Annotated in this window: 16 protein-coding genes and 1 tRNA gene; 6 read left to right on the top strand and 11 right to left on the bottom strand. The window is 71.6% G+C overall.

The window, feature by feature from the left end:
- Nucleotides 1-4 precede the first annotated feature (4 nt).
- The 5 genes from ABT025_RS11610 to ABT025_RS11590 all read right to left on the bottom strand — a co-directional run bounded on the left by ABT025_RS11610 (nt 5) and on the right by ABT025_RS11590 (nt 6,770).
- Nucleotides 5-3,055, bottom strand: coding sequence for an NPCBM/NEW2 domain-containing protein (locus ABT025_RS11610; RefSeq protein WP_350992548.1), 3,051 nt, complete (start codon nt 3,053-3,055; stop codon nt 5-7).
- A gap of 109 nt (nt 3,056-3,164) precedes the next feature.
- Complete coding sequence (mshC, locus tag ABT025_RS11605) at nt 3,165-4,394, bottom strand: cysteine--1-D-myo-inosityl 2-amino-2-deoxy-alpha-D-glucopyranoside ligase (protein ID WP_350992546.1); 1,230 nt, start codon at nt 4,392-4,394, stop codon at nt 3,165-3,167.
- Nucleotides 4,395-4,545: 151 nt separating this feature from the next.
- Nucleotides 4,546-5,385 carry an SCO1664 family protein gene (locus ABT025_RS11600; protein WP_350992544.1) on the bottom strand — a complete coding sequence of 280 codons (840 nt, stop codon included), beginning with the start codon at nt 5,383-5,385 and terminating at the stop codon, nt 4,546-4,548.
- Nucleotides 5,349-5,939, bottom strand: coding sequence for a DUF3090 domain-containing protein (locus ABT025_RS11595; protein WP_123528141.1), 591 nt, complete (start codon nt 5,937-5,939; stop codon nt 5,349-5,351). The genes ABT025_RS11600 and ABT025_RS11595 overlap by 37 nt, the downstream gene beginning before the upstream one ends.
- A 108-nt stretch (nt 5,940-6,047) precedes the next feature.
- Nucleotides 6,048-6,770 (bottom strand): histidine phosphatase family protein, encoded by a 723-nt coding sequence (locus tag ABT025_RS11590; RefSeq protein ID WP_350992541.1) that lies wholly within the window; start codon nt 6,768-6,770, stop codon nt 6,048-6,050.
- A gap of 67 nt (nt 6,771-6,837) precedes the next feature.
- Between ABT025_RS11590 and corA the strand changes: the two genes are divergently transcribed.
- Entirely contained in the window at nt 6,838-7,824 is a 987-nt protein-coding gene (gene corA, locus ABT025_RS11585; protein WP_350992539.1) for a magnesium/cobalt transporter CorA, read from the top strand.
- 28 nt (nt 7,825-7,852) lie between these two features.
- On the opposite strand, the gene ABT025_RS11580 is transcribed toward corA, so the two are convergent.
- Both ABT025_RS11580 and ABT025_RS11575 read right to left on the bottom strand, forming a co-directional pair.
- Nucleotides 7,853-8,641 (bottom strand): ferritin-like domain-containing protein, encoded by a 789-nt coding sequence (locus ABT025_RS11580; RefSeq protein WP_350992537.1) that lies wholly within the window; start codon nt 8,639-8,641, stop codon nt 7,853-7,855.
- A gap of 284 nt (nt 8,642-8,925) precedes the next feature.
- Entirely contained in the window at nt 8,926-9,975 is a 1,050-nt protein-coding gene (locus ABT025_RS11575; RefSeq protein ID WP_350992535.1) for an LLM class F420-dependent oxidoreductase, read from the bottom strand.
- Nucleotides 9,976-10,113: 138 nt separating this feature from the next.
- Here ABT025_RS11575 and ABT025_RS11570 point away from each other — a divergent pair, with 138 nt between their 5' ends.
- Both ABT025_RS11570 and ABT025_RS11565 read left to right on the top strand, forming a co-directional pair.
- The gene (locus tag ABT025_RS11570) at nt 10,114-11,097 is read left to right on the top strand and encodes an aldo/keto reductase (protein ID WP_350992533.1); all 984 of its coding nucleotides are present in this window, start codon (nt 10,114-10,116) and stop codon (nt 11,095-11,097) included.
- Nucleotides 11,094-13,370, top strand: a complete 2,277-nt coding sequence (locus ABT025_RS11565) for a helix-hairpin-helix domain-containing protein (RefSeq protein WP_350992531.1) — start codon at nt 11,094-11,096, stop codon at nt 13,368-13,370. The genes ABT025_RS11570 and ABT025_RS11565 overlap by 4 nt, the downstream gene beginning before the upstream one ends.
- A gap of 155 nt (nt 13,371-13,525) precedes the next feature.
- Here ABT025_RS11565 and ABT025_RS11560 read toward each other — a convergent pair whose 3' ends face one another.
- Nucleotides 13,526-14,185 carry a hypothetical protein gene (locus tag ABT025_RS11560; protein ID WP_350992529.1) on the bottom strand — a complete coding sequence of 220 codons (660 nt, stop codon included), beginning with the start codon at nt 14,183-14,185 and terminating at the stop codon, nt 13,526-13,528.
- A gap of 47 nt (nt 14,186-14,232) precedes the next feature.
- On the opposite strand from ABT025_RS11560, the gene ABT025_RS11555 reads away from it, so the two are divergent.
- Nucleotides 14,233-14,421, top strand: a complete 189-nt coding sequence (locus tag ABT025_RS11555) for a DUF5703 family protein (RefSeq protein ID WP_350992527.1) — start codon at nt 14,233-14,235, stop codon at nt 14,419-14,421.
- Nucleotides 14,422-14,482: 61 nt separating this feature from the next.
- Here the strand turns inward: ABT025_RS11555 and ABT025_RS11550 are convergent, their stop codons facing one another.
- From ABT025_RS11550 to ABT025_RS11540, 3 genes are all read right to left on the bottom strand, one after another.
- Nucleotides 14,483-15,256: a chaplin gene (locus ABT025_RS11550; protein WP_350992525.1), complete on the bottom strand. Its 774-nt coding sequence runs from the start codon at nt 15,254-15,256 to the stop codon at nt 14,483-14,485.
- A gap of 138 nt (nt 15,257-15,394) precedes the next feature.
- The gene (gene chpH / locus ABT025_RS11545) at nt 15,395-15,628 is read right to left on the bottom strand and encodes a chaplin ChpH (protein ID WP_350992523.1); all 234 of its coding nucleotides are present in this window, start codon (nt 15,626-15,628) and stop codon (nt 15,395-15,397) included.
- Nucleotides 15,629-15,779: 151 nt separating this feature from the next.
- Entirely contained in the window at nt 15,780-17,114 is a 1,335-nt protein-coding gene (locus ABT025_RS11540) for a M20/M25/M40 family metallo-hydrolase (protein ID WP_350992521.1), read from the bottom strand.
- Nucleotides 17,115-17,297: 183 nt separating this feature from the next.
- Between ABT025_RS11540 and ABT025_RS11535 the strand changes: the two genes are divergently transcribed.
- Nucleotides 17,298-17,382 (top strand) — tRNA-Leu (locus ABT025_RS11535).
- A gap of 626 nt (nt 17,383-18,008) precedes the next feature.
- Nucleotides 18,009-20,894, top strand: coding sequence for a glycoside hydrolase family 2 TIM barrel-domain containing protein (locus ABT025_RS11530; RefSeq protein ID WP_350992519.1), 2,886 nt, complete (start codon nt 18,009-18,011; stop codon nt 20,892-20,894).
- Nucleotides 20,895-20,925 lie beyond the last annotated feature (31 nt).

Here is a 20,925-nt window from a genome sequence, read left to right as displayed (position 1 = left end):
ACATTCAGGAACAGACGAAGCGCGCCGCGCCCCAGTCCCCGTGGTCACCGGTCTTGGACCCGTTGGTGTCCGTGACCTTCAGCCGCACATGCCGCGCACCTTCGAGCGGCACATCGACCGGCACCGTCGCCGACGCCCCGGTCACCTTCGGCGAGGTCCACAGCACCTTCCCGTCCGCCTCGACGGAGAACGCCACCTCGCCGTAGCCGTTGATCTCGTCGTCGATCCCGGCATCGGCGGTGAACTTCGAGCACTGCCCTCCGAGATAGACCTCGATGTCGGAGTCGGCGTGGGTGCCGATCCCCTTCTCGTACACCTTCCCGGCCAGGGTCAGCGGGTGTCCGTCGGCAGCGCCCGATTCGCCGTTGCTGCGATCGCGCTCCGCCGGTCCGTAACCGTTGGACGAGGTCAGCCACTCCAGGTCACTCGCCCACGCCTCACCGGTGGGCGGCGCGGGCATCACGGCTGTCGCGAGGCGCTGGACGGCCGTGCGGGACTCGCCCGCCGACCGGTAGCGCGCGAGCGCGATGATCCGGGCCTCCCCCGCCTTCGCGTCCTTCGCCGGGGTGACCTGCACCTCGACCCGCCGGGTGGTGCCCGCCGGGATCCGGTCCACGGAAGCGGCCGGAGCCGTCTGCCAGCCCTCGGGGACGTCGAGCGAGACCACGGCGTCCGTGACATCGGCCGTGCCCGCGGTGACATCGACGGCGACGGTGCCCGCGGCCCCGGCGCCGATCTCCTGCCCGTGCGGCGCGGAGAGGGCAGCGGTCGCTGCGGCGTCACGACCGCCGACCGCGCTGGTGTTCTCCAGCTTCACGGAGAACTTCCTGCCCGTGGACAGCGGGGCGGTCTTGATCTTCACCACGCCGCCGCGGTCGTCACGGTCGTACCACCAGCCCTGCTTCGCCGAGGCGTAGGCGGCAGCCGAGTCCAGCCGGGGCAGCTTGCCGGCGAGCTTCACGGCACTCGGCGCGGAGCCGGTGTGCACGCTGAACTCGTACGGGCGGCTGCTCTGCTTGCCCTCGAACTTCCCCTTGCTCGCACCGATGTCCACGGTGACATCGCCCGCCCCCCTGGCCGGGGCGCGGACATCTGCCTGCTGGGTGGCGTACGCGCCGTCGCGGTGCTGCCGGGTCACACCGTCGTCCTCGTACAGCGTGAACGAGGAGTCGCCCTGCGGATAGATGTCCCAGGCGAGCGGGGAGCCGGCGGTGCGGTCCTTGTACGAGCGGATGCCGGGCCACATCGGCACACTGGCACCGCCCTTGACGAAGAGCGGCAGGGTGTCGAGCGGGGCACTGTAGTCGTCGAGCGTGACCGGTCCCTCGTACGTCCGCCCGCTCCAGTAGTCGGTCCAGGTGCCCTTCGGCAGGTAGATGCCGTCGCGCTCGGTGCTGTCCTCGTAGACGGGGGCGACGAGGAAGTCCTCACCCGACATGAACTCGTACTTCGCCGCGTCCGTCGCGGCCTTCGGGTCGTCCGGGTACTCCAGCACCAGCGGACGGACCATGCCCACACCGGTCTTCGTCGCCTCGTGGGCGTAGGAGTACTGGTAGGGCAGCAGCGACTCCTTCAGCTTGAGGTAGTCGCGGTTGACGGAGGTGTACGGCTCCCCGTACCGGAAGGGCTGCTTGTCGCTGGCCGCCCAGCCGTCCATCGTCATCGTGGTCCCGAGGAACATCTTCCACTGGAGGTCACGGGTGTACGTCTTGGCGCTGCCGCCGAAGATGCCGTCGACGTCGCCCGTGGTGTAGGCGAGGCCGGACATCGTGGCACCGGCGTAGGTCGGGATCTGCCAGCGGATGTAGTCCCAGGTGCCGTACTGGTCGCCGGACCACTGGACACCGCAGCGCTGCGCACCCGACCAGCTCTCGGGGGCGTAGGTGAAGCCGCGGGCGTCGCTGTTGTCCTCGATGCCCTTGTATGCGTCCTTGCAGCCGTCCAGGGCGAACTTGTAGCCCTCACCGATCCAGGCGACGTCGAGCTTGGCGACGCGCTGGCCGGCCTTGACCTGGTCGGCGATCTTCTCGATGCCGTCCTGGGTCCACAGGCCGAGCTGCATGTCGCGGTCCTGGAGGCCCTCGGCGGTCTCGGCGAGGGCCTCGTAGCCGCAGCCGTAGCCGTCGTTGACGAGCATCCAGCCGTTCGGCATGTCGTTCTCGACGTAGCCGTCGGCGACCTTCAGCGCGTCCAGGGTGCGGCGTTCACCGCGGTTGGCGTTGTGCAGGTAGCAGTCGGCGTCACCGATCTCCATGCCGTACACCGGGGGGAGGAAGGGCTTGCCGGTGAGCTTCGTGTACTGGCCGATGACGTCCTTGGCACTGCCGCCCGCGAAGTAGTAGGCGTCGAAGCGCTCTTCCTGCTCGGTGGTGGTCACCGGGTCGGTGAAGGCGTAGGTGCCCGGCGCGAAGGTGTTGCGGAAGACGCCGTAGCCGGCCGACGAGAGGTAGAAGGGCACCGAGTTGGGGTGCCCGCCGTCGTCCCAGTTGTAGTCGACGCCGACCTCGACGGTCTTGTCCCGGTGCGAGGTGTTGCCGCGGCCGTTCTGCATGCCGGCGCCGTAGAACTGCTCGTCGGCGCCGCGCGCCAGGGTCTGGGTGGTCTTCTCGCTGTCCCAGCTCAGCCCCTTCGCCTCGGACCAGACCTGGGTGCCGTCGGCCCGGTACAGGGCGAACCGCAGAGGCGACTTGTAGACACGCAGAGTGACGTCACCCGTGGAGAGGTCATAGCGGTCGCCGCGCTCCTTCCACCGGGTGCGGGGCGGGGTGCCCTGCGGCAGGACGATGGCGTCGCCCGCGGGGTCCTCGAAGGTTCCGTCCGGGGCGAGTTCGATACGGAAGGTCTCCTCGGACACGAAGCTGACGCGGGCCTTCGCGGCACCCGCGCTCAGCCGGTAGACGGATCCGTCGGCCGTGAAGCCGGTGAGGTCGCCGACCGTCGTGCCGGCGGGTTCGGCCGGGTCGTCGGCCTGTGCACTGCCCGGCCCCGAGAGCGCGGCGAGCAGTCCCAGGAGCGCTGCAACTACTGCCCCTCTGATGCGCGTTGATGATTGCATAGAGCGCTTTTAGCGCAGCACCGAGCATTTGACCATGGACAAAACGGAACCGGCCCCGAACTTCATCAAGAAGTTCGGGGCCGGTGAACGGACTTAATACAGCGGGCAGTTACAGCGCGACACCGAGCAGGGCGTCGACGGTGCGCGAGACGAGTCCCGGCGCTCCCTCGTCCGTCCCGCCCTCGGCAGTCTGCCGCTCGGCCCAGCGGTCCACCGCGGCCAGGGCCGCCGGGGCGTCCAGGTCGTCGGCGAGGGCCTCGCGGACCTCCTCGACCAGGGCGTCAGCGGACAGCCCGTCGGGCCGGGAGACGGCGGCGCGCCAGCGCGCGAGCCGCTCCACCGCGTCGGCGAGCACCTGGTCGGTCCACTCCCAGTCGGAGCGGTAGTGGTGCGAGAGCAGGGCGAGGCGGATGGCCGCCGGGTCCACCCCGTCACGGCGCAGCACCGAGACGAAGACCAGGTTGCCCCTGGACTTGGACATCTTCTCGCCGTCCAGGCCGACCATGCCCGAGTGCACGTACGCCTGGGCGAACGGGTGCTCACCGGTCAGCACCTGGGCGTGCGAGGCGCCCATCTCGTGGTGCGGGAAGGCGAGGTCGGAGCCGCCTCCCTGGACGTCGAAGCCCATGCCCAGGTGGTCCAGGGCGATGGCGACGCACTCGATGTGCCAACCGGGCCGGCCGGCGCCGAGCGAGGCCCCGTCCCAGCTCGGCTCGCCCTCGCGTGCGGCCATCCACAGCATCGGGTCGAGCGGGTTCTTCTTGCCCGGGCGGTCCGGGTCGCCACCGCGTTCGGCGGAGAGCAGGCGCATCGCCTCGGCGTCGAGGTTGGAGACCTGGCCGAAGCGCGGGTCGGTGTCGACGGAGAAGTACACATCGCCGTTGAGTTCGTAGGCGGCGCCCGCGTCCCGGAGCCGTTCGACGAGCGGCACGATGCCGGGTATCGCCTCGACGGCACCGATGTAGTGCTGCGGCGGGAGCATGCGCAGGGCAGTCATGTCCTCGCGGAACAGGGCCGTCTCGCTCTCGGCGAGCTCGGTCCAGTCCTTGCCGTCGCGCACGGCCCGCTCCAGCAGCGGGTCGTCCACGTCGGTCACGTTCTGGACGTAGTGAACCTGCCGCTTGGTGTCGAGCCACACGCGCTGAACGAGGTCGAACGCGTTGTAGGTCGCCGCATGACCCATATGGGTCGCGTCGTACGGCGTGATGCCGCAGACATAGATGCGGGCGACGGGACCGGGGTCAAGGGTGATCCGTCCGCCGGTCGCGGTGTCGTGGATCCGAAGGTCGCGGCCCTTGCCAGGAAGGGCGGGGACCTCAGAAGCGGGCCAGGCATGCATGCCACGAGCGTAACCGGACGCAGCTTCCGGATACGAACCGGAGGGGGGAATCCGGTCCGAAGAGGCACTCTTGCGCCCGGCCCCGGAAGGTGCGTGCCCCGGTGGCTCCTGGGCAGCGCGGCGGTCACACCGGCTGATCACACCGGCTTGATCACACCGGCGGCCACGGGATGGCCGGCCATTCCCCGCTCGGCTCCCGGTGCAGCCCCGTGGACCGCAGACCCGCCACCCGGGCCCGCAGGGCCTCGATCTCGGTGACGGTGATCAGTTCCCCCAGTCGGGTGAGCAGCGCGCCTCCCGGCTCCAGTTCCACGGCCAGCCGGTCCAGCACCTCGACGGCCTCCGCCGGCAGCGGCTCGCCCGCCCAGCCCCAGAGCAGCGTGCGCAGTTTGTCGTCCGCGTTGAAGGTCACACCGTGATCGATGCCGTACAGCCGGCCGTCGGGTGCGGGAAGCAGGTGGCCGCCCTTGCGGTCGCCGTTGTTGATCACGGCGTCGAGGACCGCGAGCCGGCGCAGCCGGGGATCGTCCGCGTGCACCAGCAGCGCCGTCTTCCCCTCCCCCACCTCGGCGAGGGCCACGGGCTTCCAGCCCTCCCCCGGCTCCTCGTCCTCGACGAGAGCGAGCAGCCCGGGCGCGCCCTCGTCCTGCGGCGCCGCCTCGATCCAGAGCTGGCACATGCCCTGGCCGTACGGCCCGTCGCGCAGCACGGTCGGGGGCACCAGGCCCCACCCCGTCACCTCGGAGACCTCGTAGGCGGCCACCTCGCGCTGGGCGAGGGTGCCGTCGGGGAAGTCCCACAGGGGCTGCTCGCCCGCCACCGGCTTGTAGACGCAGTGCGCCTCTTCGCCCTCGTACGCGACCGAGCAGTAGAGCACCGCGTTGGAGGCCCCGCGGACCTGTCCGAGGACGGTGAGCCGGCCCTCGGCGAGCAGGGTGATCAGCTCGGTGCCGGTCAGGCCCCGCGACGGTATCCGTTCTGGCGCGGGCATACGTGTCCTTCCGGATCGAGCGGGAGGCTGCACAGGGGGCACGGGGGGCGGCCCGCGTTCACGACGTCCAGGGCTCGTTTGGCGAAGGCCCGGGCCTGTGCGCCGCTGAGCCGGACCCGGAGCATCGGCGGGCCGTTCTCCTCGTCCTGGAGCAGCCGCTCCTCGGCCTCCGCGAGGTCCTCGACGGATTCCGCGTCCAGTTCGACCAGGGCCTGCGCCTCGACGATCATGCGCTGTTCCTCGCCGTCCCAGGCGAGGGCCATGGTGCCGACCCGGAACTCCTCCTCGACGGGGACGTCGAGCGGAGCGGTGTCGGTGACGTCCATCGGGGCCACGGCCGGGACGGGTGAGTTCCCTCCGGTGCGCCGCACCACTTCGTCGAGCAGTTCGTCCACCCGCTCGGCGAGCGCGGCGACTTGGGTCTTCTCCAGGGCCACGCTGGTGACACGTCCGCCTGAGGATGCCTGCAGGAAGAACGTACGACGTCCAGGCAGCCCGACCGTACCGGCCACGAAACGGTCCGGGGGGTCGTAGAGGAACACCTGACGGGACACGTCCTGTCTCCCTTGAAAATTGACGGCATATGAGGGTCGGCCGGGCCGGTCCGGGAGGGTCCCCCCGGAATGGCGCCTACGGCGCGTCCACCCTACTGTGCGGAGCGATCACGGCGCCCCAGCGCCGCCGCCGACCGCCGCATCCCCTTCGCCGCCGGCCGCCGCACCCGTCCCGGCTCCGGCGTCCGGCGCGGGTTCGCGGGGCGCCAGCGACGCCAGGTCGCCCGTGTCACCGAGCCGCAGCAGGAACGGGCGCAGCCTGGTGTAACGGATCGCGGTGACGGAACAGGGGTCGGCGTGGACGCGCTGGAAGAGGTCCAGGTGCATGCCGAGGGCGTCGGCGACAAGGGACTTGATGATGTCCCCGTGGGAGCACATCAGATAGACGGCGTTCTCGCCGTGCTCCGCCTCGATCCTCGCGTTCCAGTCCCGTACCGCGTCGACGGCACGTGCCTGCATCGCCCGCATCGACTCGCCGCCGGGGAACGCCGCGGCGGACGGGTGCTGCTGCACGACCGTCATGAGCGGCTCGTCGGTGAGCTCCGCGAGCTTGCGCCCCGACCAGTCGCCGTAGTCGCACTCGCTGATCCGCTCCTCGGTGTGCAGCGCCAGCCCGGGCCGGGCGTCGAGCAGCGGGCCGAGTGTCTCCCGGCAGCGTTGCAGCGGGCTGCTGACGGCGGCGACGAGGGGCAGGGCGGCCAGCCGGCCGGGGAGCGCTGCGGCCTGCTCGGTACCGCGCTCGTCGAGCGCGACACCGGGGGTGCGGCCGGCGAGCACTCCGGCCGTGTTGGCGGTGGAGCGTCCGTGGCGTACGAGGATCAGGGTCGGCATACCCGCCAGCGTAGGCCGCCGCCCCCGCAAAGGTGCGCCGGGGAGCGGAGCAGGAGAGAATGCGCGCGTGATCGTGGACTGTGCCATTTACAAGGACGGACGCCGCACCGACGGCCCCGCCGACTTCTCCGACGCCCTCGACGAGGCGCGGGCCAGCGGCGACGCGTTCCTGTGGATCGGCCTGCACGAGCCCACGGAGAAGGAGTTCGACCTGGTCAGCAGCGAGTTCGGGCTGCACCCGCTGGCCGTGGAGGACGCACTGGCCGCGCATCAGCGGCCGAAGCTGGAGGTGTACGACGACTCGCTGTTCGCGGTGATCAAACCCATCGTGTACGAGCACGAGAGCGACACGGTCAGCGCGGACGAGCTGATGGTGTTCATAGGCGACTCGTTCGTGGTGACGGTCCGGCACGGCGAGGGTGCGCCCCTGGCAGCGGTCCGGCGCCGGCTGGAGGCCGAGGCCGATGTGCTCAAGCACGGTCCCACGGCGGTGCTCTACGCGATCAGCGACGCGATCGTGGACCACTACATCGATGTCGCGGGTGAGCTCCAGGTCGACCTGGAGGAGCTGGAGACACAGGTCTTCGCCCCGAACGGAACCGGCGACTCCAAGAACACCGCGGCCCGCATCTACACCTTCAAGCGCCAGGTGCTGGAGTTCCGCCGGGCGACGGTCCCGCTGGCCGCTCCGATGGGCCGGCTGGCGAGCGCCGGGGTGCCGTTCGTCCACGAGCACTCGCAGCCGTTCTTCCGTGACGTCCAGGACCATCTGACGCGCGCCAACGAGCAGGTGGAGGGGCTGGACCGGCTGCTCTCCGACATCCTGTCCGCACATCTCGCGCAGATGGGGGTGCGGCAGAACGACGACATGCGCAAGATCTCGGCCTGGGCGGCGATGGCCGCCGTGCCGACGATGGTCGCTGGGATCTACGGCATGAACTTCGAGCACATGCCGGAGCTGCGCTGGGTCTGGGCCTATCCGGCGGTCGTGCTGCTGATGGCGGGCGCCGTCGTGGGCCTGCACCGCCAGTTCAAGCGCCGCGGCTGGCTCTGACCGGCGCCGCCCGCCGCGACGGCCCCGCTCAGGCGAACTCGGGTGCCGGTACGGCCGGCCCGCCCAGTGCGTCGCGCCGCTCGGGAGGCGTCAGGCTGACCATGCGCCGCCAGCCGAAGAGCCGCTCGTAGGCGTGGACGGCGTGGATCCCCGCCGCCAGCACCGCGGCCTTGGCCCGGGACCAGCCGAGGACGCGGCCCATGTGGTCCATCACGGCGAGGCTGACATCGCGGTACACCCGGATCTCGGCGAGGGCGCACTCGCGCAGGATGTGCTGGATCGTCCGGCCGTGCCCGGCCGCCGCGAATCGCAGGAGCTCCTCGTGGCAGTACGCGAGGTGGTTGTCCTCGTCGTTCGAGATCATCCTGACCGCGCGGCCCAGGTCCGGGTGGTCGGCGAAGTACTTGCGCAGCAACTGCATCTGTTCGGACGCACGCTGTTCGGTGACCCGGCTGTGGGCCAGGTACGTGATGATGTCGCGCTCGGTGAGCCGCTCCTCACGCCCCAGCTGCTCATGGGCGAGGCCGATGCCGTGCTTCTCCAGCAGCATCGTGTAGTCGGTCTCGTGCGGGACCGGGACCGCCGTCAGACCGCGCTTCCTGAGCAGGGCGTTGAAGATCCGCCCGTGCTTGTCCTCGTCCGCGCCGTGCCGGGCGATCTTCGGGGCCAGCGCGCGCTGGCTCGCGGGTACGAGGGCCGCGATGCGGCCGTTCTCCCAGCCGCCCTGGGACTCCCCGCTGGCGGCGATGGAACAGAACAGCCGGAACGATTCGTCGTCGTCGAGAATCTCCTGGAACAGGTTCTTTGCCGAGAGCATCACTGCCACCTCCGTGCCGGCGTCTGCCGAGCGACAGTCAAATGCGCCCGGTCCCGACGGGCAACAGGAGCGCCCCCGCGCTGGGCCGAACGGGTCATCCGCCCCTAAGGGCTGTCCCGCGGCGGCCACGCCTGGTGAACCGTTTCCGCACAGCCCGTAACCCCGCCCGTTCCACCCGCGTTGTTCCCGGTGACGGCCGTGGCGGGGAGGACACCCCGAGCCCCCACCACGGCCGCAGACCACCTAAGGGCTCGCGGGGTCCGGCCCGATCCGAACGAGCGGGCCTAGGCGAGCCCGGACCGCTCCAGCGCGTCCGTGCCGGCCCGCAGCGCGGCGATCCGCTCGTCGAGCGTGAAGCCCGCGGGGGCCAGAGTCAGGGTCGTGACGCCCGCGGCCGCGTACGCCTGCATCCGGTCGGCGATCCGCTCCACCGAACCCAGCAGTGTCGTCTGGTCGATCAGCTGATGCGGTACGGCGGCGGCCGCACCGGCCTTGTCGCCCGACAGGTACTTCTCCTGGATCTCGGCGGCCTCCTTCTCGTACCCCATGCGCTGGGCGAGCTGGTTGTAGAAGTTCTGCTTGGGGCTGCCCATGCCACCGACGTACAGCGCGGTGTAAGGCCGGAACATGTCGGCGAGGCCCTTGACGTCGTCGCCCACGGCGAGCGGCAGCGTCGGACAGACGTCGAAGCCGTCCATGGTCTTGCCGGCCTTCTCGCGCCCCGCCCGCAGGTACCTCATCGCGGTGTCCTCGAGATGGTCCGCGGACGGGAAGATCAGCAGAGCGCCGTCGGCGATCTCGCCGGTCTGTTCCAGGTTCTTCGGACCGATCGCGGCGATGTACAGCGGAATGTGCTCCCGCTGCGGGTGGACGGTCAGCTTGATCGGCTTGCCCGGACCGCCGGGCAGCGGGAGCGTCCAGTGCTGCCCCTCGTACGAGAGCCGCTCCCGGGCCATCGCCTTCCGGACGATCTCGACGTACTCCCGGGTGCGGGCGAGCGGCTTGTCGAACTTGACGCCGTACCAGCCCTCGGAGACCTGCGGCCCGGACACTCCGAGACCGAGTCGGAAGCGGCCGCCGGAGAGGGAGTCGAGGGTGGCCGCCGTCATCGCCGTCATGGCGGGCTGACGGGCCGGGATCTGCATGATCGCGGAGCCGACGTCGATGGACTCGGTCTGCGCGGCGACCCAGGACAGCACGGTCGGCGCGTCGGAGCCGTAGGCCTCGGCCGCCCAGCAGACGTCGTAGCCGAGCCGGTCGGCCTCCTGCGCGACGGCGAGGTTGTCGCCGTCCATCCCCGCGCCCCAGTAACCGAGATTGATGCCGAGCCGCATAGCCGCTCCCCTTACTGATCAGTAACGTCCCTGTGCTCCGGACTCTAGCGCGCGGGAAGGCGATACAGGGGGTGACCCGCGCCCCGGTTGTCCACAGGCCTGCGACGCGTGGAGCTCTGGCCAGTAATCTCAGCGCCCATGGAGCAGAGGCATCTCGGCCGCACCGGCCTTCGAGTGTCCCGGATCGGGCTCGGCACCCTCACCTGGGGCCGGGACACCGACGAGCACGACGCTGCCGAGCAGCTGAAGGCCTTCTGGGAGGTGGGCGGCACCCTGGTCGACACGGCGGACGTGTACGGCGGCGGGGAGGCCGAGTACCTGCTCGGGCAGCTCGCCGGGAACCTGGTGCCGCGGCGCGATCTGGTCATCGCGACCAAGGCCGGGAGCGTGGCCGATCCGTACCGCAGGTTCAACGGCTCGCGCGGACACCTGCTGGCGGCCCTGGACGACTCGCTGGCGCGTCTCGGCACGGACTACGTGGACCTGTGGCAGGTCCACGCCTTCGACCCCCTGACCCCGCTGGACGAGACGCTCCAGGCACTGGACATCGCGGTCTCCAGCGGACGCGCCCGCTATGCGGGGGTGTCCAACTTCTCCGGCTGGCAGCTGGCGAAGGCCGCCACCTGGCAGCTCGCCGCGCCCGGGGTGCGGACCCGGCTGGCCAGTACGCAGATGGAGTACTCGCTGCTCCAGCGGGGCGTGGAGCGCGAGGTGCTGCCCGCCGCGCTCGACCTCGGCGTGGGGCTGCTGCCGTCCTCGCCGCTGGGCCGTGGCGTGCTGACCGGGAAGTACCGCACCGGCACCCCGTCGGACTCGCGCGGCGCCTCCGAACTGCTGGCCCCCTTCGTCGAGCCGTATCTCGACGACCCGGCGAGCCGCATCGTGCACGCCGTGGCGACGGCGGCCGACGGGCTGGCCACCACGGCGCTCCAGGTGGCGCTGGCCTGGGTACGGGACCGGCCGGGCGTGGTGGCCCCGATCATCGGCGCGCGCAACGCGCAGCAGCTCAGGGAGGCATTGTCAGTGGAGGCGCTTAGTCTTCCTGACGAGATCTGCCAGGCGCTCGACGATGTGTCGGCGCCCGTGCACCGCTATCCCGACCAGGACTGGAGCACGCTGTGACTGCGCTTCCCCGGGGGGAATCCCCCGGCCCCTCGGCCAACGACGACGACAGCGTCGTCGCTGACGAGCCCGCCGCCGCACCCGCACCCGCACCCGCCGAGGAGGCCACTGCGGACGCCGATGACGGGGCAGATGACGGGGAGACGGCCGAGGGCCCCGAAGGGACGGACGGAGCCCCGGCCCCGGAGGCCACCGTCGCGGGCGTGGACGGGACCGCCGAGGGCGACGCCGGGGCTGCCGCGGCCCCCTCGGAGGCCGAGGCGGAGCTGGCCGCCCAGCGCGAGCTGCGGGAGCGGATCGAGAAGCGCAAGGCCGAGAAGGAGGGCCCCATCGCCGCCGGTGCGAAGCTGAGCGGCCCGGCGGCCGATCTGCTGGCGGCCGTACGGGCCGTGGAGAGCGGCGAGAAGCCCAGCACCGCGTTCTTCGACTCCCCCGCCCCTTCCCCCGACCGCCGGAGCACCCCCGCTCCCGCACCGGTGCGGGAGCGGGCCCCCGCGCCCGTCCACGCGCCCCAGGGCGCGTCGCCCGAGGCCGTGGCCGCCGTGGCGGCCGTGCTGGCCGAGGGAGGGGCTCCGGAGGCCTTGGCCGGCCCGGCAGCCGGCACCCTGGGCGCGCAGGCGGGCGAGATCCTGCGCGAGGACCCGTGGCAGCTGCTGTCCCTGCCCGGAGTCGGCCCGGAACAGGCCGACGGCTTCGCCAGGGCGCTCCTCGGCGCCGGCTGCGGACCCGATGACGAGCGGCGCACCGCCGCCCTCGTCGGCTGGCTGCTGGAGCGTGCCGCGCTGCAGGGCCACACCGCGCTGGACGCGGCACAGGTGCGCGCCGCGCTCGCCGGGCGGGCGGTGACCGACCCCGACGCGGCAGTGCAGCACGCCATCGCCGAGGGCGTCGTCCTGGTCTTCCAGGACGGCCCGGAGGACGAACTGAGCGACGAGGACGGGGAGACCGACGAGAGCGGCGGGACCGAGGAAGGCGCGGAGCAGGCGGCCGAGCGGGAGCCGGTCCAGGTGTTCCTCGGCCTCGACCGGTACGCCCTGGCGGAGGAGAGCCTCGCCGACGGACTCGCCCGCCTGGTCAACGCCTGCGAGAAGGACGCCGACTGGTCGGACGCCGCCGCTGCGGCCCCGTCCCCCTCGGCCGCCGAGCTGATCCGCACCGCCGCGGCCCACGGCCTCGTCGCGCACACGGGCGGCGAGGCGGCGAGGGCCGAACCCGCGGCGCTGATCGCGGCCGCCGCCGGTCTCGGTCTGCGGGCCCTGGGCGCCACGCACAGCGCGGACGGCAGGCAGCGGCTGGCCGAGGCGGTCGGTGACCCCGGCCGGTCGCTGCCGGCCGTCACGCTGGCCGGTCTGCTCTCCGGCGCGGAAGGCCCCGGACGGGACGAGGAGGGAGCACTCGCCCTCGACCTGCTCGTCGTGCTGGACGCCCCGCAGCTGGACGTCGAGACCGGCGCCATGCTGGTGGAGTCCCTCGCCGACGGCACCCGTCTGGTGTTCAGCGGCGATCCGGGCGTGCTGGAATCGGCCGGTGCGGGGCGGGTGTTCGCCGATGTCCTGGCCGCCCGCGCCTGCCCCCAGGTCGTCTCCCGCACCCCGGACCCCGGTCCGATCGGCGAGCTGGTCTCCGGCATCGGCATCGGGGAGCTGAACCAGGTGGAGGCGCCGGGCAAGGAGGTCGTGATCGTCCCCGTGCGCGACGCGGGCGAGGCCGTGCACCGCACGGTGCAACTGGTCGCCGACTCCGTGCCGCGTGCCATCGGGGTGCCGTCCTCGGACACCCAGGTCATCACCGTCGGCCACGGCGGCTCGGCCGGCACCCGGGCGTTGAACGAGGCGCTCAAGCAGCGGCTCAACCCGGGCCCCGGCCGCTTCGGCGGTTTCGATCCGGGGGACAGGGTGGCTCATGTCCCCGCGCCGGGCAGGACCGTGCCCGGCGTGGTCGTCTCGGCCGATACCGAGGGCCTGCATCTGGACTGTGCGGGGAGCCCCGTCGTCGTACCGCAGGAGCGGGTGGCCGCCTCCGTGCGGCACGCCTGGGCGCTGAGCGCCCACCAGGCGGCGGGGATGCGGTGGCCCGCGGTCGTCGTCGTGCTGCCGGGTGACGCGGCTCAGGGGCTGAGCCGCCCCTGGGTCTACACCGCGTTCAGCCGGGGAGAACGGCATCTCTCCGTGGTGCACGGTGTCGACCAGGCCCTGCCCCGTGCTGTGGCCCAGTCCCCCGCCCAGGACCGCACCACCCGGCTGCGCACGCTGCTGGAGGCGTCCGACGGCTGAGGCCGCCGGGTTGCCGGGCTGCCGGTGGCCTCGGACCGACGGGGGCCTCCCGGCCCGAGGCCACCTCGTCGGCCGGCCCCTGAGGACCGGGCGGGCGCGTCGAGCGTCCGCCCGGCACCCTTCGGTACGGCTCCGTCAGGGGCGGGAGGGCTGAATCAGCTCCTGTCCCTCGTCAGACCGTCGAGTTCCTCGTCCAGATCGTCCTCGTCGAAGACCGCGCTGACGTCGAAGCGGCAGACCACAAGTTGCGGATCCGCGTCGTCGAACGGGGCGCCGAGCCACTCCCCCGGCTCCGGCAGCTCGTCCACGGCCGCGACCCAGAGCGTGGAGTCGCCCTCCTCCAGACCGAACTCCGTGTGCCGGGAGGCGATCTCGTCCGCCTCGTACTCCCCGAACAGCACCCCCAGCGCCGCGTGGACGCTGCTGCCGACCACGGCCGCAACCTCGCTGTCGCGGTCGTCCGGGTCCACATCGGCGACGCGCTGCGCCTGTGCGAGCAGCCGCTGCGGCTCCACCACCGCGTAGTCACGGCGGATCAGCACGCTGAGTGCGTTCGGCTCCTCCGGGCCGCTGTACGGCGGCAGGGAGTCCTCGACCCCCGGAATCTCGAACGGGGTGACCTCGTCATGGCGGTCGTAGAGGAGTTCGTCATAGACCTCGGCCGCAGCGGCCAGTGCGTTGAACGCGTCGTAGACAGCGGGGTCGTCGTCCCCGGACCGGCGTTCGACCGCCGCGAGGTGGTGGTCGATCGCGGCTTTGACCGCATCGGCGGCGGCGCGTACCTCGGCAGCGGTGGGCTGCGCAGCATCAGACATAGGGCAGACGCTATCCGTACACAGGCTCTGCCCGCACAATAGATGCGATGCCGGAATACGAATTTGTCGACGTGTACGTGCCGCGCGGGGTGTCCCGGACGGAGACGGCCCGCCTGTTGACCGACCATGCCGAGTACGGGCACTGGGAGTTGGACCGACTGACCCTGCGCCTGGACGGCAGCCGCCGGGTGCGCCTGCGGCGGCGGATCATTCGCCAGCTGCGCGCCACCTGGTGAGACGCGGAACGGGCCCCGCTGCTGCGGGGCCCGTTCCCTTCGTCGTGCTGCCTGCTGCCTGTCAGGCGGCGGCCTTGGCACGTCGGTACAGCACCGTGCCCGCGCCTGCGAGCAGCAGACCAGCGCTCGCCGGGACGAGCAGGTCGAGCCCGCCCGCTCCGGTGTGCGCGAGCTGCGGCGTGCTCGCCGGCAGGGTCTGCGGTTCGGGCGCGTTCGGGATGGTGCGGGGTCCGGGCGCCGGCGGTGCCTCGTGGGTGACCGGGGTGACCGGAACGACCGGCGGCGTGCTGTCGTTCTCGCACGTGTTGCCGGTTGCGGGGTTCAGCAGACCAGCGATGGTGACGCTGTTCCCGCAGGCGTTGACGGGGATGTCGATGGGCACCTGGATCTGGTTGCCCGAGAGCAGACCGGGCGAACCCTTCGCGGTCCCCTCCGCGGTGGCCCCGCCCCCGTTGTCGCCGTTGGCGGCCCGGTGCTTCCCGGTGCCCTCCCGCACCCCATGGCCGCGGCTGTCCGACGCCCGGCCGTTGTCCGCGGCGTGGCTGCCCGAGTTTCCGGCGGCCGCACCGTGATGGCCGGCGGCCGAACCGCCCGAACCGTTTGCGCAGGCGTTGCCCGCCGCCGGGTTGAGCAGTCCCACGACGCTCACGGAGTTACCGCAGACGTTGACCGGTACCTCGACCGGAATCTGTACCGAATTCCCTGAAAGCACCCCCGGGGAATTCGATGCGCCGCCGGCCGCTCCCGCGTCGGCGTGCGCGTAACCGCCACTGAGCGCGAGCACGCCGCCCGCAGCCGCCATGGTGATCAGGCCTTTACGCGTGACCTGTCGCATAGGTTGTTTCCTGCCTTCTACCTTCCGGAATACCCCCGGACTTGACCGTGCGGGGGCAAAGGACCCGACGACCCCGGAGCACATGGCGTGCACTCCAGGGCCGAGCGGGTTCAAACCCTTACGGGTTGACGCACAACGTCAGGCGTTGACGCAGGTGTTGCCGAAGGCCGGGTTCAGCAGCCCGATCACGGAGATCGTGTTGCCACACACGTTCACGGGAACGTGGATGGGAACCTGGACGACGTTGCCCGAGAGCACGCCGGGGCTGCCGACAGCGGCACCCTGGGCGCCCGAGTCGGCGACGGCCATGCCGGCACCCGCGAGCACCAGACCACCGGTGACAGCCGCAGCGGCGACGATCTTCTTGATCATTATTCCTCCTAGTTGGCAAGTGCGGTCCCAGCCGCGGACCGCACCACCTGTAACGAGGAAGAAGTAATCGGGCTACGAGCGATCCACGCCTTTCACTCGTTCCGGTTAGGTACGTACACGCTGGCGATTACTGCGACGCACTATCGACTTTTCAGCTGTGGTCGATGAAACGGTCGAGTACCCGCGCTCCGAATTTCAGGCCCTCGACCGGCACGCGCTCGTCCACACCGTGGAACATGCCCGCGAAATCGAGCTCCGGCGGGAGCTTCAGCGGAGCGAATCCGAAGCAGCGGATGCCCAGGTCGTCGAAGGACTTGGCGTCCGTACCGCCGGAGAGCATGTACGGGACCGCGCGCGCGATGGGGTCCTCGGCCTTGAGCGCGATCTGCATCGCGTCCACGAGCGAGCCGTCGAAGTCGGTCTCCAGCGCCTTGTCGCCGTGCACGTCCTCGCGCTTGACGCGCGGGCCGAGGATCCGGTCGAGGTCGGCCAGGAACTCCTGCTCGTACCCCGGCAGGAAGCGGCCGTCGACATGGGCGGTCGCCTGCCCCGGGATCACGTTCACCTTGTAGCCGGCACCGAGCATGGTGGGGGCCGCGGAGTTGCGCAGGGTCGCGCCGACCATCTTGGCGATGCCGCCCAGCTTGGCCAGCGTGGCGTCCATGTCCTCGGGGTCGAGCGGGGTGCCCAGCGCGTCGGACAGCTCGTCCAGGAAGGAGCGCACGGTCTTGGTCACCCGGACCGGCCAGTTGTGCCGCCCCAGCCGTCCGACGGCCTCGCACAGCTCGGTGATCGCGTTGTCGTCATTGGTCATCGAACCGTGGCCGGCCGTGCCGTCCACGGTCAGCCGCATCCAGTGCATGCCCTTCTGCGCGGTCTCGACGAGATACAGCCGCAGGTTCTCGTTGACCGTGAAGGAGAAGCCGCCGACCTCCCCGATGGCCTCGGTGACGCCCTCGAACAGGTCGGGGTGCTTGTCGACGAGATACCGGGCCCCGTACGTACCGCCCGCCTCCTCGTCCGCGAGGAAGGCGAGCACGATGTCGCGCGGGGGCTTGCGGCCGCTGCGCATCCGGTCGCGCACGACCGCCAGCGTCATCGCGTCCATGTCCTTCATGTCGACCGCGCCCCGGCCCCACACACAGCCGTCCGCGATCTCCCCGGAGAAGGGGTGGTGCGTCCAGTCGTGGGCGTTGGCCGGGACGACGTCGGTGTGGCCGTGGATCAGCAGGGCCGGCTTGGAGGGGTCCTCGCCCTCGATCCGCGCCACCGTGGAGGCGCGGCCCTTGTGGGACTCGAAGATCCGAGGCTCCAGCCCGACCTCCGCGAGCTTCTCCGCGACGTACTCGGCGGCCAGCCGCTCGCCCGGTCCCGAGTGATCCCCGTAGTTGCTGGTGTCGATCCGGATCAGGTCACGACAGAGGTCGACGACCTCGTTCTCGGCGCTCTCACCCGAGCCGGTCCTGGCCGCTTTGGTCTCACTCACGCTGGTTCCCTCCGCTGTCGCTGTGGTGCTCCCCCTCATCCTCCCGCGCCCGGCCCGCGTACCCAAGGCCGCCCACCCTCCGCCACACGCCTGTCACACCGACAGGGGCGTGATCGAGCACCCCCCAATGTTTGCTATGGTTTTCCACGTCGGAACGGGCCGGGCCCGCGAGACAGACACCTAGTCCGGGTGGCGGAATGGCAGACGCGCTAGCTTGAGGTGCTAGTGCCCTTTATCGGGCGTGGGGGTTCAAGTCCCCCCTCGGACACAGAGCACGTGCCGATCAGGAGAGATCCTGGTCGGCACTTTGCGTTGCCGGGGCGTTTCCGGGGCCGTCACGGCCTCGGAAGCGGTTCGGCGAATCGTCCGGGCAAGACCTCCGCGGCCGCGTTCACAGCCACGATCCGTCCGCAGCGGTCGGCCACGCCCCTCCTCATGGGTCGCGACGAGCATCGCGGATCCTGCCGCTGACCACCGCGCACGGCCGCACCGTGGCGCCCGGCGCCGCACGAAGGCGACACCGTGCCGGTTCGGCGGGTGCCGCAACGGCGCCTGCGCCCTGGGCAGATCGCGATCCGCCCGGGGCAACTCCCCCGCCCCGCGACGCTCCTGCCGGCGCGGCTCCGCGCACCACCGCCTCTGGATCAATCGGATCGCGTTCCGCCACCTCGGGGGCGCCCCCCGGTCACCCCGGGCGGGCCCTCGAGGGGTCGGCGGTACCGCTCGGCGGCAAGCGGGAGGCCGGCATCGACTCGCGCCGGACCGGGCCGGTACCGCCGGACCGGATCGCCGGCGTCACGGACGCTTCATCATCCGGTCCGCCACCCCTTGTTGAAACGGTTCATTCCTGGTTACGGTCACTCCGGAGAAGGGCGATTCCGAACGAGGAGAACCATGAGCCGCACCGACACCGCCACGCTGCCCTGGTACGAGGATCCGAGCCCGGGTTCCGGTGGGCTCGCGCCGCGGTCCTGGTGCGCGACGTCCGATGCCTGGCGGATGCCCCTGAACGGCGAGTGGGCCTTCCGGCTCTCGCCCGGAGCCGGCACCGAGGACGAGTCGTTCGCCCGGCCGGGGTTCGACGCCTCGGCGTGGGGCACGGTCGCGGTGCCCGGCCACTGGGTGCTCCAGGGAGCCGGGGGCGCTCCCGCGTACACGAACGTCGTCTACCCCTTCCCCGTCGATCCCCCGCACGTACCGTCCGAGAACCCGACGGGTGACCATCTGCGGACGTTCACACTGTCCGGGGACCGGCCGCAGGACGGCGAGTTCGTTCTCCGGTTCGAGGGTGTGGAGTCCTGTGCACGGGTCTGGCTCAACGGGCGGGAGCTGGGCGACTTCAAGGGGTCCCGGCTGCCGCACGAGTTCGCCGTGGGTGATCTGCTGGACTCCGGGGAGAACGTCCTTGCCGTACGGGTGCACGCGTGGTCGTCGGGGAGCTATCTGGAGGACCAGGACCAGTGGTGGCTGCCGGGCATCTTCCGTGAGGTCACCCTGCTGCACCGTCCGCGCGGCGCCGCCCGGGACTTCTTCGTGCACGCGGGCTACGACCACCGGGAGGGCTCCGGAACGCTGCTCGTGGAGTGCGAAGGAGCCGAGGGCCGGGTCCTGGTGCCCGAGCTGGGCGTCGATGTCGCCGCGGGCGAGTCCGTGACCCTGCCGGTCGAGCCGTGGACCGCCGAAACACCCCGGCTGTACGACGCGGAGCTGGTGACCCCCGGCGAGCGGATCCCGCTGAGAATCGGTTTCCGTACGGTCCTCGTCGAGGACGGCGTCATCAAGGTCAACGGGCGTCGGCTGCTGTTCCGCGGGGTGAACCGGCACGAGTTCCACCCGGAGACGGGCCGGGCCGTCGACGCGCGGACCATGCGGCGGGATCTGGTCCTGATGAAGCAGCACAACATCAACGCGGTGCGGACCAGCCACTATCCGCCGCATCCCGCCTTCCTCGACCTGTGCGACGAGCTGGGCCTCTGGGTGATCGACGAGTGCGATCTGGAGACACATGGCTTTGTCGACCTGGAGTGGCGGGGCAACCCGGTCGACGACGACCGCTGGACCCCCGCGCTGCTCGACCGGGCGGCCCGCATGGTCGAGCGCGACAAGAACCACGCCTCGGTGATCATCTGGTCGCTGGGCAACGAGTGCGGTTCGGGCAGCGGCCTGACCGCGATGGCCGGTTGGATCCGCGGGCGGGACCCGGAGCGGCTGGTGCACTACGAGGGCGATCTGTCCTGCAAGGACGTCGACCTGTACTCGCGGATGTATCCGACGCACGCCGAGGTCGAACTCATCGGCAAGCGGGAGGAGGAGCCCTGGGGCGACGCCGGACTCGACGCCAGGCGGCGTGCGATGCCTTTCATCATGTGCGAGTACGGGCACGCCATGGGCAACGGACCGGGCGGCCTGAGTGAGTACCAGCGGCTCTTCGAGCGCTACGAGCGCTGCCAGGGGGGCTTCGTCTGGGAGTGGATCGACCACGGCTTCGCCCACCCCGAGCACGGCTTCGCCTACGGCGGGGACTTCGGCGAGGAGCTGCACGACGGCAACTTCGTCTGCGACGGCCTGCTCTTCCCCGACCGCACGCCCTCCCCCGGGCTCGTCGAGTACAAGAAGGTCATCGAGCCGGTGCGGATCGGCCCGGGCTCCACGGCGGGTTCCTTCACCGTCACCAACGGCCACGACTTCGCCGGGCTGGGGCACCTGGAGTTCGTCTGGACCCGCGAGGTGGACGGCACGGTCGTCGCCTCGGGCGTCCTGGCGGTCCCTGAGCTCGCGCCGGGCGCCTCGGCAGAGGTGACGCCCGACGTCGCGGGCGACGGCCTGTGGACGGTACGGGCAGCCCTCGCGCAGGACACCGCCTGGGCCGGGCGCGGCCACGTGGTGGCCTGGGGCCAGGTGGAGAAGGGTGCGCCGGCCACCCCGGCGCCGTCGGCCGGTGAGCAGCCGGCGCGGTCCGGTGGCGTGATCACGCTCGGGCCGGGCGTCTTCGACGCGGCGACCGGGGCTCCGGTGCGCATCGGGGGCGTTCCGCTGGACGGGCTGCGGCTGGATGTGTGGCGGGCGCCCACCGACAACGACAACGGTGCGCCCTGGCAGCCGGACGAACGGTACGGGCTGCGCTGGCGGGAGCTGGGGCTGCACCGGATGCGGCACCGGATCGACGCGGTCGGGGCGGACGGGGACGCACTGATCGTGCGGACCCGGGTGGCCCCGGCCGGCTGGGACCTCGGGCTGCGCACCACGTACCGGTGGACGGCCTCCGGGGACCGGCTCGGGCTGACGGTGTCCGTGGTGCCGGAGGGCGACTGGCGGGTGCCGCTGCCCCGGCTCGGCATCCGGTTCGCGCTGCCCGCCGCGTACGGCGGTGCGCGGTGGTTCGGCGGCGGGCCGGGCGAGGCCTACCCGGACACCCGGGCGGCCGCGATGCTCGGGACGTGGGAGAGGGAGGTCGACGCGCTCCAGACCCCGTACGTCAGGCCTCAGGAGAACGGCGCCCGGGCGGATGTCCGGTGGGCCGAGCTGACGGGCGCGGACGGAGCGGGGCTGCGGGCCGAGGGCGGCGCACCGTTCTGGTTCACCGCGCGGCGGTGGACGAGCGAGCAGCTGGACGCGGCGGAGCACGGGCCGGATCTGGTGGCCGGGGACCGCGTCTGGGTCAACCTGGACCACGCGGTGCAGGGCATCGGCTCGCAGTCCTGCGGACCGGGCGTGCTGCCGGAGCACCGGCTCGACGCGGCACCGGCGGAGTTCTCGTTCGTCTTCTCGGCGAAGGACTGATCCCACGCCCTCCTCCGGTCCGGCTCCCGCC

This window comes from Streptomyces sp. NPDC002809 (assembly GCF_040295435.1).
GTDB lineage: Bacteria > Actinomycetota > Actinomycetes > Streptomycetales > Streptomycetaceae > Streptomyces.
Note: the sequence above shows the minus strand (reverse complement) of the source record. Positions and strands in the feature narration are given on the sequence as shown.

Coding starts and splice junctions, on each gene's coding strand:
- ABT025_RS11610 (WP_350992548.1), bottom strand. CDS start 3,055: ATGCAATCATCAACGCGCATCAGAGGGGCAGTAGTTGCAGCGCTCCTG.
- mshC (WP_350992546.1), bottom strand. CDS start 4,394: ATGCATGCCTGGCCCGCTTCTGAGGTCCCCGCCCTTCCTGGCAAGGGC.
- ABT025_RS11600 (WP_350992544.1), bottom strand. CDS start 5,385: ATGCCCGCGCCAGAACGGATACCGTCGCGGGGCCTGACCGGCACCGAG.
- ABT025_RS11590 (WP_350992541.1), bottom strand. CDS start 6,770: ATGCCGACCCTGATCCTCGTACGCCACGGACGCTCCACCGCCAACACG.
- ABT025_RS11580 (WP_350992537.1), bottom strand. CDS start 8,641: ATGCTCTCGGCAAAGAACCTGTTCCAGGAGATTCTCGACGACGACGAA.
- ABT025_RS11575 (WP_350992535.1), bottom strand. CDS start 9,975: ATGCGGCTCGGCATCAATCTCGGTTACTGGGGCGCGGGGATGGACGGC.
- ABT025_RS11570 (WP_350992533.1), top strand. CDS start 10,114: ATGGAGCAGAGGCATCTCGGCCGCACCGGCCTTCGAGTGTCCCGGATC.
- ABT025_RS11560 (WP_350992529.1), bottom strand. CDS start 14,185: ATGTCTGATGCTGCGCAGCCCACCGCTGCCGAGGTACGCGCCGCCGCC.
- ABT025_RS11555 (WP_350992527.1), top strand. CDS start 14,233: ATGCCGGAATACGAATTTGTCGACGTGTACGTGCCGCGCGGGGTGTCC.
- ABT025_RS11550 (WP_350992525.1), bottom strand. CDS start 15,256: ATGCGACAGGTCACGCGTAAAGGCCTGATCACCATGGCGGCTGCGGGC.
- chpH (WP_350992523.1), bottom strand. CDS start 15,628: ATGATCAAGAAGATCGTCGCCGCTGCGGCTGTCACCGGTGGTCTGGTG.
- ABT025_RS11530 (WP_350992519.1), top strand. CDS start 18,009: ATGAGCCGCACCGACACCGCCACGCTGCCCTGGTACGAGGATCCGAGC.